General features: G+C 44.0%; 15 protein-coding genes. 13 read left to right on the top strand and 2 right to left on the bottom strand.

Features of this window, described 5'->3' with window-relative positions; genetic code table 11:
- Positions 1-94: 94 nt before the first annotated feature.
- The 3 genes from ACWPWY_RS12555 (at position 95) to ACWPWY_RS12545 (ending at position 2,531) form a co-directional block, all read left to right on the top strand.
- Entirely contained in the window at positions 95-532 is a 438-nt protein-coding gene (locus tag ACWPWY_RS12555; protein WP_191799070.1) for a hypothetical protein, read from the top strand.
- Between the two features lie 107 nt (positions 533-639).
- Complete coding sequence (locus tag ACWPWY_RS12550) at positions 640-1,572, top strand: selenium metabolism-associated LysR family transcriptional regulator (RefSeq protein ID WP_454191993.1); 933 nt, start codon at positions 640-642, stop codon at positions 1,570-1,572.
- Positions 1,573-1,640: 68 nt separating this feature from the next.
- Entirely contained in the window at positions 1,641-2,531 is an 891-nt protein-coding gene (locus tag ACWPWY_RS12545) for a PHP domain-containing protein (protein ID WP_454191992.1), read from the top strand.
- A gap of 110 nt (positions 2,532-2,641) precedes the next feature.
- Here the strand turns inward: ACWPWY_RS12545 and ACWPWY_RS12540 are convergent, their stop codons facing one another.
- Positions 2,642-4,381, bottom strand: a complete 1,740-nt coding sequence (locus ACWPWY_RS12540) for an Rqc2 family fibronectin-binding protein (protein WP_454191991.1) — start codon at positions 4,379-4,381, stop codon at positions 2,642-2,644.
- A 261-nt stretch (positions 4,382-4,642) separates the two neighbouring features.
- On the opposite strand from ACWPWY_RS12540, the gene ACWPWY_RS12535 reads away from it, so the two are divergent.
- The 3 genes from ACWPWY_RS12535 to ACWPWY_RS12525 all read left to right on the top strand — a co-directional run bounded on the left by ACWPWY_RS12535 (position 4,643) and on the right by ACWPWY_RS12525 (position 10,381).
- Positions 4,643-7,429: a calcium-translocating P-type ATPase, SERCA-type gene (locus ACWPWY_RS12535; RefSeq protein ID WP_454191990.1), complete on the top strand. Its 2,787-nt coding sequence runs from the start codon at positions 4,643-4,645 to the stop codon at positions 7,427-7,429.
- Positions 7,430-7,558: 129 nt separating this feature from the next.
- Positions 7,559-8,404, top strand: coding sequence for a diaminopimelate epimerase (gene dapF, locus ACWPWY_RS12530; protein ID WP_454191989.1), 846 nt, complete (start codon positions 7,559-7,561; stop codon positions 8,402-8,404).
- An 84-nt stretch (positions 8,405-8,488) separates the two neighbouring features.
- Positions 8,489-10,381 carry a bifunctional homocysteine S-methyltransferase/methylenetetrahydrofolate reductase gene (locus ACWPWY_RS12525; RefSeq protein ID WP_454191988.1) on the top strand — a complete coding sequence of 631 codons (1,893 nt, stop codon included), beginning with the start codon at positions 8,489-8,491 and terminating at the stop codon, positions 10,379-10,381.
- 67 nt (positions 10,382-10,448) lie between these two features.
- Here the strand turns inward: ACWPWY_RS12525 and ACWPWY_RS12520 are convergent, their stop codons facing one another.
- Positions 10,449-10,847, bottom strand: coding sequence for an acyl-CoA thioesterase (locus ACWPWY_RS12520; RefSeq protein ID WP_454191987.1), 399 nt, complete (start codon positions 10,845-10,847; stop codon positions 10,449-10,451).
- A 175-nt stretch (positions 10,848-11,022) separates the two neighbouring features.
- Between ACWPWY_RS12520 and ACWPWY_RS12515 the strand changes: the two genes are divergently transcribed.
- The 7 genes from ACWPWY_RS12515 to def all read left to right on the top strand — a co-directional run bounded on the left by ACWPWY_RS12515 (position 11,023) and on the right by def (position 17,616).
- A complete protein-coding gene (locus ACWPWY_RS12515; RefSeq protein ID WP_454191986.1) occupies positions 11,023-11,913 on the top strand; it encodes a YicC/YloC family endoribonuclease in 891 nt (296 codons plus the stop codon).
- A gap of 83 nt (positions 11,914-11,996) precedes the next feature.
- A complete protein-coding gene (gene remA, locus ACWPWY_RS12510) occupies positions 11,997-12,257 on the top strand; it encodes an extracellular matrix/biofilm regulator RemA (protein WP_006209218.1) in 261 nt (86 codons plus the stop codon).
- 13 nt (positions 12,258-12,270) lie between these two features.
- On the top strand, positions 12,271-12,846 hold the full coding sequence (gene gmk, locus ACWPWY_RS12505) for a guanylate kinase (protein WP_454191985.1): 576 nt from the start codon (positions 12,271-12,273) through the stop codon (positions 12,844-12,846).
- Positions 12,847-12,866: 20 nt separating this feature from the next.
- Complete coding sequence (gene rpoZ, locus ACWPWY_RS12500) at positions 12,867-13,088, top strand: DNA-directed RNA polymerase subunit omega (protein ID WP_454191984.1); 222 nt, start codon at positions 12,867-12,869, stop codon at positions 13,086-13,088.
- Positions 13,089-13,259: 171 nt separating this feature from the next.
- Positions 13,260-14,471 (top strand): bifunctional phosphopantothenoylcysteine decarboxylase/phosphopantothenate--cysteine ligase CoaBC, encoded by a 1,212-nt coding sequence (gene coaBC / locus ACWPWY_RS12495; RefSeq protein WP_454191983.1) that lies wholly within the window; start codon positions 13,260-13,262, stop codon positions 14,469-14,471.
- Positions 14,472-14,475: 4 nt separating this feature from the next.
- The gene (priA, locus tag ACWPWY_RS12490; RefSeq protein ID WP_454191982.1) at positions 14,476-17,061 is read left to right on the top strand and encodes a primosomal protein N'; all 2,586 of its coding nucleotides are present in this window, start codon (positions 14,476-14,478) and stop codon (positions 17,059-17,061) included.
- 63 nt (positions 17,062-17,124) lie between these two features.
- Entirely contained in the window at positions 17,125-17,616 is a 492-nt protein-coding gene (gene def, locus ACWPWY_RS12485; protein ID WP_160033598.1) for a peptide deformylase, read from the top strand.
- Positions 17,617-17,620 lie beyond the last annotated feature (4 nt).

The raw sequence follows: 17,620 nt of genomic DNA, 5'->3' as shown, positions 1-17,620 counted from the left end.
TCTTAATTTTCAACTTGAGATTCCAGGACTTATGATGTAATATATTGGATAAATATGTAGATAGAAAGACCTATCTTGTGGAGAGTGATATCCCATGCGTGACAAGTTAATGCAGCGTTGGAGCACCTATGAACCTTTTTTTGTGGCTCTGGGTGATAAAAAAGTGGCTGACATTGTCATAACGAACCATGCGAAACTTCGATATGTTGACCGAGTCAGACAAGATAATAATGATTTTGAGAACATTGCAGCATGGTTGTGGGAATGCCTCAAACAGAACAGGATCTCACCTTACTATCGAAATGAACAAGATGTATATTTAATTGATGGCGATCTTGTCGTGGTTGCGGAATTCGCGGAGCTACCTGGTGAATATGATATTACGGGTAATCCCCTTCACAAAATGATTATTGTAACGTTTCTCGGAAGAATGTCGGAGACGATGGAACTTCGAGATCTCAAAACTTATTATTCCTGGTTACGTCATTCTAGGCGTATGACACTGGTCAAGAACAGCCGTAAACGTAGATAAGCAAGACTTTTTGTAAATGTAGTGAAGATAAGGTGTGCAGAAGCTGCACACTTTTTTTCGTATAAATCGGTTACAATAGGATGAAGGCCAGGGGGGGATAAATATCGATGAATTTTCACCAATTACATATATTTTATACGGTTGCGGAAAAGGGGAGTTTTTCGGCAGCTGCTCAAGCTTTACATATGACACAGCCTGCGGTGACCATGCAAATTCAGTCACTTGAAGATTACTTTGGAACCAAATTAATTCATCGCTCTACTAAAAAAACAGAGCTTTCTGAAGCAGGACAAGCCCTGCTTCCTTACGCACTGAGAAGCATGGAGTTATTTCGTGAAACGGATGAAGCGGTAGCCGCCTACACAGACAGGCTGCAGGGTCGTCTATTAATTGGAGCAAGTCTGACGATCGGTGAGTACGTACTGCCGAGACTGTTGGGCCCTTTTGGCAAAAAGTATCCCGATATCTCGATCGTAATGAATGTAATGAATACAACGCAGATTGTGGAAGGAATCATGAAAAATCAGCTGAACTTTGGCATGATTGAGGCACCTTTATCTCATCCAGACCTTATTGTAGAGCCAGGCATGCATGATGAATTGAAGCTGATTGTTCCTGCCGAGCATCCACTCGTTCTTCAGCAAGAAGTTAAGCTTGAAGATATCCTGGAGTATCCATTTATCGTAAGAGAAAAAGGATCAGGAACGAGACAAGTGATGGAGGATGCGATGAAGGAAAAAGGAATCGAACCATCGAGTCTAAATACCGTCATGGAACTAGGCAGTACGGGGGCTATTAAATCTGCGGTGGAAGCGGGCGTTGGGATTACAATTATTTCCCCTTATTCTGTGAAGCATGAAGTAGCGCTGGGTCTTGTAAAAGTGCTTGATATAAAAGATATTACATTCTCTCGGGAATTTTATGAGATATATTCGAAGTCTTCTATGTTACCCATCTCGGCTGTAACCTTTTTAAATTATCTAAAAAAGTACGCCCAGGACTTAGACGTGATCCGCAGGGTAGGACAAAGTACATCTTAGGATTTGTTTTCTAGAATCTGTGTATATTGTATAAAGCATGTGCAAAGGAATGGCAAGGAGGAATTCGTATGAATATATCAGAAAAAGAAGCAACTCATGTAGAACTTTTGAATGGAAAATGTGATCTACATACGCATAGTCAAGCATCGGACGGAATGCAGCCGTCTTCAGAGAATGTTCGTATTGCTTATAACAAAGGTCTTACAGCTGTTGCGATTACAGATCACGATACGGTTGCAGGAGTAGAAGAAGCGCTCGCAGCGGGTGAAGAATACGGAATCGTGGTTGTACCCGGTGTAGAGATCAGTACTAGAGTTGAGGGAAAAGAAATTCATGTGCTTGGGTACTACGTGGATATAAAGGATCCTGAATTTCTTAATAGACTTGAGACTCTACGCCGAACACGGGAAGAGCGGAACATTCTGATCCTCGAAAAGTTAAACGAACTTGGACTCGTAATTTCCATGGAAGACGTGATTCGGGGGATGGGACGACCGCTGGAGAAGGATGAGACAGTTGGACGTCCGCATATTGCAGACGCACTCGTTGCCAAAGGATATGTGAGTCATATGCGAGAGGCTTTTGATCTTTATTTAGCTGAAGGTAAACCTGGATTTGTCAGCGTTCCTCGGGTGACACCAGAAGATGCATTTGCCTGGATTAGAGCTGCAGGCGGATCGCCGGTCCTTGCCCACCCGGGACTATATGGTGACGATGAATTGGTTCGAAAAATCATTGAGCATGGTCATCCGGCGGGGATCGAAGTTTACCATTCAGACCACGGTCCGGAAGAGGAAAAGCGGTATCTCGCTATGGCTAAGCAGTACAACCTGATTGTAACAGGGGGTTCTGATTTTCATGGGGCAAGGCAAGGCGTTGTGTTCCACGGCGATCTCGGCAGCGTGACCGTAGATGCTTCTGTTTTGAATCAACTACAGGGGGCAAGAGCTGAGAAATAAAAAAAGGCAGAGACAAACTAGACGAGCTAATTTGTCTCTGCCGCCTTAAAAAGCAGCGTTCTCTATGGAATAGAGAACGCTGCTTTTTGAATACCTTTTTTAGTGTAAGATCAGTTCTTAATGTGACTTGGTAACCTTTTAATCAGATCTTCGCTCGGTGTAACGAACAACGTTTTTTGATTATCGTAAATCACAAAGCCGGGTTTTGCACCGCTAGGTTTTTTTACATGACGAATGGTTGTATAATCCACAGGCACACTGCTTGACTCTTTGGCCTGGCTGTAATAAGCCGCGATTATTGCTGCTTCTTCCAAGGTCTGCTCAGAGAAGGAGGTAGAGCGAATTACAACGTGTGAGCCCGGGATGTCTTTTGTATGAAGCCAGGTATCATTAGAACTTGCCAGGCGATTCGTCAAGTATTCATTTTGCAAGTTGTTTTTACCTACATAAATTTCGGTTCCATCGGATGACGTGAACACTTGCAGAGAAGGAAGTTGATTCTTCTTTTTCTTTTTCTTATTTCCTTTTTTATTTCGGTCCCGAAGATACCCTTCAGAGACCAGCTCTTCCCGTATCTCTTCGACATCGTTTATCGATGCAGAAGCCAGCTGCTGTAATAAGTTGTCCATGTACATTATTTCTTCGCGTGTTTTGATCAGTTGTTCCTCAATGATCTGCAGGCTGTTTTTGTATTTATTGTATTTCTTAAAATAACGCTGAGCGTTATCTGATGGAGTCAGAAGCGGATCAAGCGGGATACGTATTTCAGCTTGGTTCTCATCATAGAAGTTCGTAAGAACGGCTTCTTTATCTCCTTTTTGAATGGCATGTAGAGAAGAAAACAGCAGTTCACCATATATTCGGTACTGATCGGCATCATCAGCTTCCGCAAGGTCCGCATTCAGATGATCTAGTTTCTTAATGTTTTTATTGCGTTCATTTTGCAGGAAACGAAGGAGGTCACTGACTTTCTGTTTGACAACGTCACGTTCCGCCTTTTCCCCATAGTATGCTTCCATGCATTCACTAATTGAATCATATGTTTGGTTCTCATTCAGATGAGTGAGAGGAATCGCAGAGAAGACCATCTTTTCTTTTGCATTTGTGGCAATGACGGGGGTGAACTCATTACTAGATACTAGGTTCATCACCTCGGAAAAACCGTTCCATAGTTGTTCTTTGTCCCGGATCGCTTCTGGATCGCTTTGGTTACCGCGGAATGCAATCTCTTCCGCAGACAGAGGGCTGAGTCCGCTAAAAGTTTCTACCAGCCATTTCGATGCACTTCCTTCATAGCTTTCATATGATGCGAAGGAAGAAACACTTGCGGTGAGCGGATTCTCCTTATTCTGCTGCGGAGGTTCCATGTACGAGAATCCAGGCATAATGACACGGTAACTGCTGATCGCAGGTGTCACATGATGAATTCCATCTAGGATATTTCCTGTGGAAGGGTCGACCAAAATCACATTACTGTGCCTGCCCATCAGTTCAATAATAATTTTCTTCGTTGAAACATCACCGATCTCGTCCCGCTGCCGAACATCAATATGAATGATTCTCTCCATGCCGACTTGGCTGATTTTCTCGATAATTGCGCCTTCGCAGTGTTTGCGAAGTAACATACAGAACATAGGTGCTTCTGTTGGATTTACAAACGTTTGCTTTGTGAATTGAACACGCGGATAAGTAGGACTGGCTGAGATGAGCAACTTGGCATTTTCACGCCCTGCTCGTAGACTAATCACAATATCGCGACTGTTAGGTTGATGTATTTTACTCATTCGTCCGCCAATGAGCACTTGAAGCTCATGTACGATCGAACGAACGACAATTCCGTCTAATGCCATAATCTATGTTCTCCTATCTTGTATCAGGTTGGTTTATTTTCATTTTGCATTGTGTAAATTTGTTCTCCATCTATCATGCCATAGTTTGAACAAAAACTTAAGAGCCCTCTTTGTGTGATATTTCCGTCCTTGTCCGAATACAGTAGTTTTAGAAGTTTGTCCGGCATTAGACAACTTGGCATTTTGACGGATGCAATGCACGCAAGTGTGAGAAAAGCTGGACAGGCACAGGACTAAAGAGCGGGAGGGGAACCTTGGAATATGGAACAGAAGAAGTGGCATCAGATGGGTGCAGACGAACTGAAGTCAGAATTAAATGTGGAGCCGCAGCTAGGTCTAACCAAGGATGAGGCAGCAGACAGACAGAAAAAGACAGGTCCAAATGAGCTGTCAGAAGGAAAAGGGATTTCTCCAATCACCCTTTTTCTAAATCAATTCAAAGATTTTATGGTGCTTGTCTTGGTAGGAGCTACGCTGGTATCCGGATTACTGGGTGAATACCTGGATGCGATAACGATCATTGCAATCATTTTATTGAATGGGATTCTAGGATTTGTTCAGGAATTTAGAGCAGAACGGTCACTCAGCGCACTAAAAAAATTATCAGCTCCTACCTCCAAAGTGCTAAGGGATGGAAAAGTAGATCAGATCCCGGCTAAAGACCTTGTTCCCGGTGATATTATTCTCCTGGAAAGCGGAGACCGTGTACCTGCGGATATCCGGTTTATCATGACAAGTAACTGTGATGTGGAAGAATCTGCTTTGACCGGCGAATCTGTGCCTGTAAATAAACACAGCAAAATCATTGAGCAGGAAGATCTTCCACTCGGAGACCTCAAGAATGTTGGCTTCATGGGAACCATGGTTACAAGGGGAACCGCAAAAGGGGTCGTCATTCGTACAGGGATGGATACCGAAATGGGGAAAATCGCAGATCTCATACAAAATACTGAAGCACAAGAAACCCCGCTTCAGCATCGTCTCGAACAACTCGGAAAGATCCTCATCATCGTATCCTTGGTGCTTACGGTACTTGTTGTCGTAGCTGGGATTTTACATGGACAGCCTGCGGTCGGTATGTTCCTTGCGGGTGTCAGTCTTGCGGTTGCCGCGATACCAGAGGGATTACCTGCTATTGTTACCATCGCACTTGCGCTTGGTGTACAGCGGATGATTAAACGAAAAGCAATTGTTCGTAAGCTTCCCTCGGTAGAAACGCTTGGATCTGCTTCTGTCATATGTTCAGACAAGACAGGAACCTTAACTCAGAACAAAATGACAGTAACGGATGTGTGGCAGGGAGGAAGGCAATTAAAAGTAACAGGAGAAGGCTATAAACCAGTAGGGCATATTACGCTTCAAGATCATGTAATCGATCTGAAGAATGATCAATCCTTACGCAGGCTCCTTCAAGTCAGCAGTTTATGTAATAACGCACTTATTGAAGAAGTTACCGTTCAGGAGACTCGTAATAAAAAAAGCAAAGAGGAAACAGAATGGATATTAAAGGGTGATCCCACGGAGGGTGCACTGGTTACCTTGGCCTCTAAGCTTGGTATGTCGTCTCAAAGCTTATCTGGACTGTATGAACGAGTTATGGAGTTTCCATTTGATTCCGAACGTAAACTGATGTCCGTACTGATGAAGCATCAGGGAGGCAGACTTATTTTTACAAAGGGTGCACCGGATGTACTCATTAAGGAATGTGCTTATATTTTATGGGATGACAAAGTAATTCCGTTTACCTCTGCGATACGGCAGCAGGTCGTTCAGGCTAACGAGCGGATGGCGAGTTCTGCACTTCGAGTGCTGGGAATGGCATATCGTGAAGTAAGACCAGAAGAGCAGGTAGACGATGAGTGTAAGGCAGAAAGCCAGCTAGTATTTGTCGGACTTGCGGGCATGATCGATCCACCGCGTAAAGAAGCAAGAGATGCAATAGCGACTTGTAGAAAAGCGGGAATCAAGACGGTCATGATTACAGGTGATCATTCTCTTACCGCAGAAGCGATTGCACATCAGCTCGGTATCCTGCCTCGCGGCGGAAAAGTAAGGACTGGGCAACAGTTATCACAACTCAGTGATGAAGACCTCGATAAAGAAGTGGATCAAATCTATGTATATGCGAGAGTATCACCAGAACATAAGCTTCGTATCGTTAAGTCACTGCAGCGAAAAGGGCATGTTGTCGCGATGACGGGTGATGGTGTGAATGATGCGCCAGCAATCAAGGCTGCGGATATTGGGATTGCGATGGGGATTACCGGAACGGATGTTACGAAGGAAGCTTCGGCACTCATTTTGAGTGATGATAACTTTTCTACGATCGTTGCAGCGATTGAAGAAGGCCGGAACATCTACGAGAATATCCGGAAGTTCATACGTTATCTGCTCGCATCAAATGTAGGTGAGATTTTAACGATGTTTTTTGCGATGATGGCAGGTCTTCCGCTTCCGCTTCTTCCAATACAGATTCTTTGGGTGAACTTGGTTACCGATGGGCTCCCTGCCATGGCGCTCGGTGTCGATCAGGCGGAGAAGGATTTGATGGAACATAAGCCGCGTTCGGCGAAGGAAAATATTTTTGCCCGTAGACTTGGGTGGAAAATCATCAGCCGCGGTGTACTGATTGGATTATGTACACTTGCTGCATTCTGGATTACGCTTCGTATAGATCCGCATAATCCTGCTCATCTGGTGAAGGCACAGTCCGTGGCTTTTGCAACACTGGTTATGGCGCAGCTCATTCATGTTTTTGACTGCCGAAGTTCAAGATCGATCTTTCACCGAAACCCACTGCAGAACAAATACTTGGTGCTTGCCGTTATTTCCTCTGTAGTACTGCTATTAGGCGTGATGTATACACCTCAGCTCCAGCCGATTTTCAAGACGACGCCGCTTGATTTGAGAGAATGGGCACTTGTTATCGTTGCTGCAGGAATACCTACGTTCTTGCTTGGTGCGGGAAGCGTATGGGGAGGCCGAAAAAATCGGCGCAGACTGGCTACGAGCGGGTACACACCGAAAAGTACAAAATTTTCAGCATAAAATCAATACAATTCCTCCACTCCTTAAGCTATGCTAACCTGAAAAGTCGCTCAATCAGGTATTGATTACTAGGTTGTAGACGATGATTACATCGGAGCCATTTAGAGCCCAAAGGAGTGGAATCTTATTATGGAATTTACGAAAATGCACGGACTTGGGAACGATTTTATTGTGATATATGGTGAGAAAGAGCTGCCTTCTCAAGCCGCAGAACTAGCAATCAAATGGTGCAATCGTTTTTTTGGAATCGGTGCCGATGGCTTGGTATATATTTTACCTTCAGAGAAAGCTGATTTTCAGATGAGAATTATTAACTCAGACGGTACCGAAGCGGAACAATGTGGAAATGCGATCCGCTGTGTAGCCAAATATGTATATGACCATGGTCATATCGATCGTGAGAATATTACGATTCAGACGATGGGAGCCGGCGTACAACCTGTGAAGCTGACGGTAGAGGATGGGAAGGTAAGTAAAGTTAGGGTAGATATGGGCGCGCCTGTACTGGGTGGTCTCAAGATACCTACTACAATAGATGAGAGTCCTGTAGTGAATCAGCCGATTGAAGCAGGAGATCGCAGTTTCCGGTTTACGGCCGTATCCATGGGGAATCCGCACTGCGTTATTTATGTGGAGGATGCAGTGAATTTTGACCTGACCACCTGGGGTCCGAAACTTGAAGTACATCCTTTCTTCCCTAAGAAAGTAAATGTTGAATTTGCTACGGTAAAAGACAGAGAGCATATTGACATGAGAGTATGGGAACGTGGGGCGGGTCCTACACTGGCATGCGGGACAGGAGCTTGTGCAACGCTTGTATCTTCTGTACTGAACGGGCTTACTGAAAGGTCGGCTTGGGTTCGTCTGAAGGGCGGGGATCTGTTCATAGAATGGAATGAAGAAGATAATCATGTTTATATGACAGGACCAGCAGCATTCGTATTCACCGGAAAGATAATTGAAAATGAGCTTTGACAAAAAGAGGGAACATACTTGTTCCCTCTTTTTATGTTTTTATGTTACATTAGTGTGAAATATAGGAAATGTGGCGGGAGGAGAATGAGGGTGGATCTACGTGGAGCGTTACAAAAGGAAATCCTGATTGGCGATGGGGCGATAGGTACTTATTTATATCAAAAGGGTATTCCTGTCGGAATCTCCTATGAGGAACTGAATCTAGAATCACCTGATGTCATTCATGATGTACATATGCAGTATATTGATGCGGGCACACAACTGATCGAGACCAATACGTATTCGGCTAATTACGATAAACTCTCCAAATTCGGTCTAGAAGACAAAGTGGTGGACATTAACCGGGCGGGGGTTCGCATCGCCAAGGAAGCTTTGAATGGAAAAGGATATGTAGTGGGAGCTGCGGGTTCGATTAGAGCAGGTAAACGTTCTGATATTTCGAAAAATAAGCTCGGGTATTATTTTGAAGAGCAAGTTACCGCTCTTATAGATGAGGGCGTTGATGGGATCATGCTCGAAACCTTTTATGATGTGGAAGAACTTTTGATCGCACTTCGCAGTATAAGAAAACAGTCTGAACTTCCTGTCATTTGCCAGTTTGCAATTGATGATATTGGAAGAACACTCGATGGTTATACCATGCCGCAAGCCTTCTCGATCTTACACGGAGAAGGAGCAGATGTGATTGGATTCAACTGCCGCTCAGGTCCAAATGCCATCATGCGTGCTATGGAAACGGTATCTGATATCGGTATTCCTATGTCCGTATTTCCTAACGCAGGGATTGCTGACTATATTGATGGTGAAGTTCGTTTTGGTGCTTCTGCTGAATACTTTGGACAGACAGCTGTTCGTTTTGCTGATCTGAACGCTCGAATTATTGGCGGCTGCTGCGGTACAACACCTGAGCATATTAAGGCGATTGCCGAAGCACTTGCATCGTATAAGCCAGCTCTTCTCCCGCCTCTCGATGAAGAGGCATTATTTACACGTGATGAAATTAGGGGTTCATTTGCATCCACGGATCAATATGAAAAAATACGGACAGAACCTACCATCGTGGATCTGGTAAAAGAACGCCATACCGTTATTGTGGAACTTGACCCGCCTAGGGATCTAGATATTGAAAAGTTCCTGAAAGGTGCTAAATGTCTTAAAGCAGCAGGGGTTGATGCACTGACACTAGCCGATAATTCACTGGCTGTTACCCGTATGAGTAATATGGCACTAGGATACCTTGTGAAGGAACAGACGGGGATGAGGCCGCTAATTCATATTGCTTGCAGAGATCGAAACTTAATCGGCACCCAGTCCCATCTGATGGGGTTTGATGCATTAGGCATTGATCACGTGCTTGCAGTAACCGGCGATCCGGCAAGGTTTGGAGATTTACCCGGCGCAAGCTCGGTATATGATATGACTTCTTTTGAAATTATTCGAATGATCAAACAGCTGAATGACGGGATTGCTTTCTCAGGTAAGCCGCTGAAACAAAAAGCGGATTTTGTAGTGGGTGCTGCTTTTAATCCGAATGTAAAATATTTAGAAAAGGCTGTTCAGCGTTTGGAGAAAAAGATAGCGGCAGGTGCGGATTACATTATGACCCAGCCTGTGTACGATAAAGATTTGATTGTTGCGCTTAAGGAAGCGACCAAGCATCTTGAAATTCCGATCTTCATTGGGATCATGCCACTTGCGAGCGGCCGGAATGCCGAATATCTGCATAACGAGGTTCCAGGCATTCTGTTATCGGATGCGGTAAGAGAGCGGATGGCAGGGCTTGAAGGGGAAGAAGGCAGAGCGACAGGAACTGCGATCGCCAAGGAATTGATAGAAGTTGCCATGGAGCATTTCAATGGAATCTATATTATGACGCCGTTTATGTTCTATGGTATGAGCGAAGAGTTGACGAAGTTTGTATGGGAAAAGTCGAGTCACATCATGGAGAAAAAAGGATCACCAGCAATTATAAATTAAATTTTATTATGGATTTACCTAAAAGGTGCCTTGCTGCGAAGATGATTCTGCAGCGAAGGCACCTTTTTTACAATGCCCGAAAGAGTTTTCGCAGCATTACGGGCAGAGGTTTGCTTTTTCGGGTAGATGGATCGATCGTTACGCTAGAAACTGCCGCGTCTGCACAGATATCATCCGTCTCATTGATAATGGTTTGTTTTAGTACATAACTTGAATTTCCGGCTTTCTCTGGTTCGGTAATGACAGTGAGCCGTTCACTCTGAACACATTCTTTACGATAGTTAATATTAATATTAACAGTAACGGTTTGGAATCCTTCTTGAAGCAGTTTATTATAGGGGAGGTCTGCGGCTTCGTACCATTCCTCTCTTCCCCATTCGAGATACTCTAAATACTTTGCATTATTGACATGGCCATTCACATCAATTTCGGTTGGACGAACAATAAGTTGAAGTTCTGTTTTCATGAGATGGTCTCCTTATTAATGTTCAGCATCATTATTATGAAGAAGTTTTATTTTATTCTACTAGGAAGCCCTTTTTTAGGCAATGATGGTAGGAATTAAACGGAGATAAAGCACAATGTTCATACTTGTTTCAACCACTATAATCCGATACAATAGTGTAATGGATGTGATGCCGATGTCATTCAGCATGACCGGATACGGTCAATATTCGCTCAGCTATGGCGGCTATAATGTATTGTTTGAAATGAAGTCTGTGAACCACAGATATTGCGAAGTGGTATTCCGAATGCCACGAGAGTGGACACGCTACGAAGATGGACTTCGTAAAATCATACAGCGCGAGCTTAGGCGTGGACGGATTGACGTATTTATAACGAAGGAACTTTCAGTCGAGAGTCATCTGAACCCAGTCCTTAACGAACAGGTAGTGGCTTCTTACCTAGAAGCAGCAAAAGAACTCCAGCTTCGTTATGGAATGAGAGGGAATATGGAAATATCAGATGTACTTTCGCTTCCTGGTGTGCTTCTGAAACCGGAGGAAGCGATTCTCCGAGTGGCAACAGAAGATGAAGCTTGGGACACTGCGCTGCAAGAGGGGATAACTCATGCCCTTGAGGAGCTGGTGGAAATGCGAGCTCGTGAAGGAAGTCACCTTGCGAAAGATGTAGAGACCCGGATTTCAAGTTTACAAGCCTGTCATGAAAAGATGGTTCAACTTGCACCTCATGTAGTAATCGAATATCGAAATAAACTGAGGCAGCGATTGGCTGAAATTTCAGATGGACCTTTTGATGAACATAAATTTGGTATGGAGATTGCGATTTTTGCGGACCGATCCAACATAGATGAGGAACTGACTCGTCTCTCTAGTCATCTTACGCAGTGCAGGCAATTACTGACCAGTCCTGACCCTGTAGGTCGCAAGCTTGATTTCTTGATTCAGGAAATGAATCGTGAAGTGAACACCATCGGTACGAAAGCTCATCATCTGACCTTGGTTAATCTCGTGATGGACATGAAGGCCGAGCTTGAGAAAATTAGGGAACAGGCTGCAAATCTAGAGTAGTCTAGGGTGAAGGTAAGCTTGCTGCCAAATAACAACAATGCTTTGCGAGAAGGATCAAAAGTTATAGGGGGACGAACCTGAATATGGCGATTAAACTCATTAACATAGGATTTGGTAATATCGTTTCAGCGAATCGTATCATATCTATTGTTAGCCCTGAATCAGCGCCTATCAAAAGAATTATCCAGGAAGCACGAGATCGCCATATGCTCATTGATGCTACATATGGACGCAGAACACGTGCTGTAATTATTACTGACAGTGATCATGTGATCTTGTCCGCAGTGCAGCCGGAGACGGTTGCCCATCGTTTATCTTCTAAAGACGATGACAACGACGAATAAAATGGAGTGTAATATGTCTAAGGGATTACTTATTGTATTATCTGGCCCATCGGGTGTAGGAAAAGGAACCGTGTGTACTGCTTTGCGTAAACGAGTTCCTAATTTGACGTACTCCGTGTCGGCAACGACACGTCAGCCAAGACTTGGCGAAGAAAACGGAGTGAATTATTTTTTCAAAAGCCGTGAACAATTTCTTGATATGATTGAAAAAGATGAACTACTAGAACATGCGGAGTATGTGGGTAATTACTATGGTACACCGCGTGATTTTGTAGAACAGACGCTTGAATCAGGCAAAGATATTATTCTGGAGATTGAGGTTCAAGGAGCACTTAAAGTAAAAGAAAAGTTCCCAGAAGGGATTTTTGTATTTTTACTGCCTCCTTCGCTCGAAGAACTGAAAGACCGTATTCAAGGTCGCGGTACGGAGAATCAGGCAACGATTGATCACCGGATGACCGTCGCTGCTGAAGAGATCAGTCTTTTAGAAAAATATGATTATGCTGTGGTAAATGATGAAATTGATTTGGCGTGCAAGCGAATAGAATCCATCATCATCGCCGAACATTGTAAAGTAGCGAAAAAATAGAATCGAATGAGGTGTTCGTATTGTTATATCCATCTATTGATGAAATGATGAACAAAGTCGACAGTAAGTATTCTCTTGTAGTTGCTGCATCCAGACGTGCTAGACAGCTTCGTGAAGGTGAGAAATCCGAACTTAGAAGTCCTAAATCTCATAAACAAGTGGGCGTTGCCCTCGAAGAGATTTATAACGACATCATTAAAGTAGAGCCAGGTACTGACGAAAAAGAAGAAAACGAAGCATAATTCAAATTCTATCCATCTATATTTACAGAATTACTAAATAGGTAACACCCTGATAAAAGTGACAACCGGAAGGTTGTTATTTTTTTCTTTCTACTTCTTTTTTTGCTCTATTAACGAAAGGCACAAGCGTAGTCATTGCCATAATCTATGATAAGAACAGGGGGAGCGCATATGTTGAGAGGTAAAAAAATTGTGCTTGGAGTTACAGGAGGCATTGCAGCATATAAAGCGGCGGCACTGACAAGCAAGCTCGTGCAAAAAGGTGCAGAGGTACATGTAATTATGACGGAATCTGCTAAAAAGTTCATTACGGAACTTACCCTGCAATCATTGTCACGGAATCCGGTTTATACCGATACATTTGATGAACGAGATGCTTCGGTTGTCTCTCATATCAATTTAGCAGATACAGCGGATCTTGTGCTTGTTGCACCGGCTACAGCGAATACGATTGCCAAAATGGCACATGGCCTTGCCGATGATATGCTGACGACAACACTCCTTGCAACTACAGCTCCTGTTATTATCGCTCCTGCTATGAATGTCCATATGTATGAACATCCTGCGGTTATTGCGAATATGAATACCCTTCATTCCAGAGGTGTTCATTTTATTGAACCTGGTGTAGGTCAGCTTGCCTGTGGCTATGTAGGAAAAGGAAGGCTCGAAGAACCGGAAACCATCGTAACTGCTTTAGAAACATTCTTTGAACATCGTTCTCAAAAAGGGTGCTTAGCAGGGAAAAAAGTGGTCGTTACCGCAGGTGGAACCATCGAGCGGATTGACCCTGTTAGATATATAACGAATGACTCGTCTGGGAAAATGGGTGTGGCCTTTGCAGCCGCTGCGAAAGACATGGGGGCGGAGGTTACACTTGTTGCCGCTAATATGCAAGTTCCCTATCCAGCAGATGTCGAAGTAGTGAAAGTGCAGTCAGCTCAGGAGATGTATGAGGCAGTCCATAAACTATGGCCAAAGACGGATATTATGGTCAAAGCTGCGGCCGTGGCAGATTATAGACCTGCGGAAGCTGCGAAACAAAAAATTAAGAAAAAAGACGATACATTCACGTTGTCTCTCGTCAAAACGATAGATATCTTAGAATCACTCGGCAAAGAGAAAACACATCAATACCTGATTGGATTTGCAGCGGAAACGAATGATGTTGAATTTCATGCAAAAGGCAAACTAGAACGAAAAAATGCAGATCTTATCGTTGCTAATGATGTAACGAAACCCGGAGCCGGATTTGGAACGGATACCAATGCGGTTGAAATCTATGACAAACATGGTTTAGTCAAAGAATTAGCTGTAATCTCAAAAGACGAAGTGGCAAGACAAGTATTTCAAATTGCAATTTCGCAAATGGAGGGGAGGGAGTAAATCCTTGAAGATCGCGAAAGTAATCGTGGATGTACCAGCCAAGGATACTGACCGCGAATTCGATTATTTAATTCCGGAATCCCTCTTAGGCTGGGTAGAAGTAGGAAGCAGGGTGGGAGTCCCTTTTGGTCATCGAACGGTTCAAGGGTTTGTAATCTCGATTGCGGATCATACAAACTCTACTTTCAAGTTGAAGCCAATTGGAGAATTACTTGATCTTGTGCCTCCGCTTTCACCGGATCTCATTGAACTCGCAGGATGGATGAGCAAGCGATATGCTTCCAATCGAATTCTTACGCTGCAGGCAATGATCCCAACGGCTCTAAAAGGAAAGGCCAAGCGTTATATCTCTGTCAACAGTGAGGCGCTGGAACAATCCGCCGCAGATCCGAATAAGGATAAGGATTCATCTGTACCTAGGCTTATTGACAAGACGGACAGCGTATTATTTGATCTGCCCGAAGATGATGAAGAATTCAAAGTGAAAAATGAAATCGTTCGATATGTTCGAAGTAAGGAACAAGTAACATTAGATCATTTAGGTAAACGTTATCCTGAAGACGCTGACCTTATTAAGCAATTGCTTCTTACGGGTGTGCTTCAAGAGAACCAGTCGATTAAGGATAAGCTGCAGAAAAAAACGCTGCGATCCATTGATCTTGCTGTTTCATTAGAGGAAGCAGAAGCTGCTCTTGCCGATTTTCCGGCAAAGGGAAAGAGGCAAAAAGAAGTGCTTTCTTATTTGGTGGAGATGAGCTCTTTTCTGCCCATGGCATTAAAGGAAGTGCTCTCTGGCTTACAGGTATCTGCGGGGACGGTGAAGGGTCTAGAGGATAAGGGGCTAGTTGTACTTGAAGATGTTGAAGTGTTTCGTGATCCTTATAAGGGTCGCCACTTCACACCTACCCAGCCGCTATCCCTAACTTTGGAGCAACAGGCCGTATATCATAAGATTGTGGAGAAATTGGACGAGCGTAAACAAGGGGTATTCCTTTTGCATGGAGTAACCGGAAGCGGAAAAACAGAAGTGTATTTACAGACAATACAGCGGGCGATTGAGCAAGATCGCCAGGCGATCGTCCTCGTCCCCGAAATATCACTCACCCCTCAGATGGTAGAGCGATTTAAGGGGCGTTTTGGTGATCAGGTCGCTGTTATGCACAGCAGACTCTCTGGCGGAGAAAGATACGATGAATGGCGTAAAATTCGTGAAGGTAAGGCAAAAGTAGCGGTTGGGGCGCGCTCCGCAGTATTTGCCCCTTTTGAACACCTCGGTCTCATTATTATTGATGAAGAACACGAGACTTCTTATAAACAAGAAGAAACGCCGAAGTATCACGCAAGAGATGTGGCTGTTGAACGTGCTCGTCAGCATGGAGCTGTCGTTATTCTAGGATCAGCAACTCCTTCAATGGAAAGTTATTACGCTGCAAAATCCCAAAGCAATGATGAATTTGCTCCTGTTCTGCTCGAAATGCCTACGCGTGCGCTAGGTAATGAGCTGCCTTTTGTTCACATTGTAGATATGCGAGAAGAACTCAAAGATGGCAACCGCTCCATGTTCAGCCGGGCTCTACACAAAGGGATTGCCGAGCGTATTGAAAAGGGCGAACAGACGGTATTGTTATTGAATCGAAGAGGTTATTCTACCTTTGTGATGTGTCGAAGCTGCGGTTATGTGGCTACTTGTCCTGAATGTGATATTTCGTTAACTTATCATCAGCGGTCAAATAATATGAGGTGTCACTATTGCGGATATGCAGAAGTGGTCCCAGAGATATGTCCAGACTGCGGGAGTGAACATATTCGTTACTTCGGAACCGGTACCCAGCGGGTAGAAGAAGAACTAGCGAAGTTGTTCCCTGGGGTTCGAGTGATCCGTATGGATGTAGATACAACAACAGAAAAAGGATCTCACGAAAAACTGCTGAAAGCTTTTCGGGAGAAAAAAGCTGATATTTTGCTTGGAACGCAGATGGTAGCCAAGGGGCTTGATTTTCCAGATGTAACGCTCGTCGGTGTTATTACTGCCGATTCGGCGCTAAACTTACCTGATTTTCGTGCTGCCGAGAAAACATTCCAATTGCTGACTCAAGTCGCAGGCCGAGCAGGCAGGCATCAATTGCCTGGGGAAGTATTTGTTCAGTCCTACACGCCAGAACATTATTCTATCATTCATGCAAGCAAACATGATTTCAACCATTTTATTAGGGAAGAATTAAAGCATCGCAAGATTTTGCAATATCCTCCCTATTGCCGTCTGATCCTCGTCACCTTCTCACATGAACAGCTTCCGCTGCTTGTGCGAGCTGCCGAGAACTACACTAGAATGCTCAAGGAGCAGGCTCAGAAGCGTGGGCTGCTTGGGAGTCTAGATAAATTCAGCGCAGACGCTTTGGATGTGCTTGGACCGGTAGCCTCTCCGATGGCGAGATTGAAAAATAGATACAGATTTCAATGTATGGTAAAATGGCGTGGTGATATCGATGCGATCGGACTTGTTCGTGACATCGCTCGTCATATGGAACAAGATTTTCAAGGGAAAGATTTACTGATTAGTATAGATGTTGACCCGCAAATGCTGATGTAAGCCAAGCGGTTTGATCATAGAATAAAATATAACTTATAAGCGTATAGGATGGTGTCCATAAAGATGTCGATTCGATTAATTGTAAAAGAACCTGATGATGTATTACGTAAAGTTGCGAAAGAAGTTACCAAAATCACGCCTAACGTTCAGAAACTACTGGATGATATGGCTGATACAATGTACGACGCTGAAGGGGTAGGTCTTGCTGCTCCGCAAGTAGGGATTTTGAAACGCCTTATCGTTATTGACACTGGGGATGATCACGGTCTGATCAAAATGATTAATCCGGAGATCGTATCCAAGGAAGGGGAGCAATTTGGTCCCGAAGGTTGTCTGAGTATTCCTGGTTATAACGGTGATGTACGCCGTGCAGAGACAGTAACTGTAAAAGGACTGGATCGTGAAGGAAAAGAAATTACGATTACAGGAAGCGGTCTGCTTGCACGTGCTTTCCAACATGAAATTGATCATCTAAACGGAGTTCTGTTCACAGATCTTGCTGAAAAAATATATGAAATCGGAGCAGATTTGCCGAATCGTAGCAACAGGGGGTAAGGAT

This window comes from Paenibacillus sp. Marseille-Q7038 (assembly GCF_965111595.1).
Note: the sequence above shows the minus strand (reverse complement) of the source record. Positions and strands in the feature narration are given on the sequence as shown.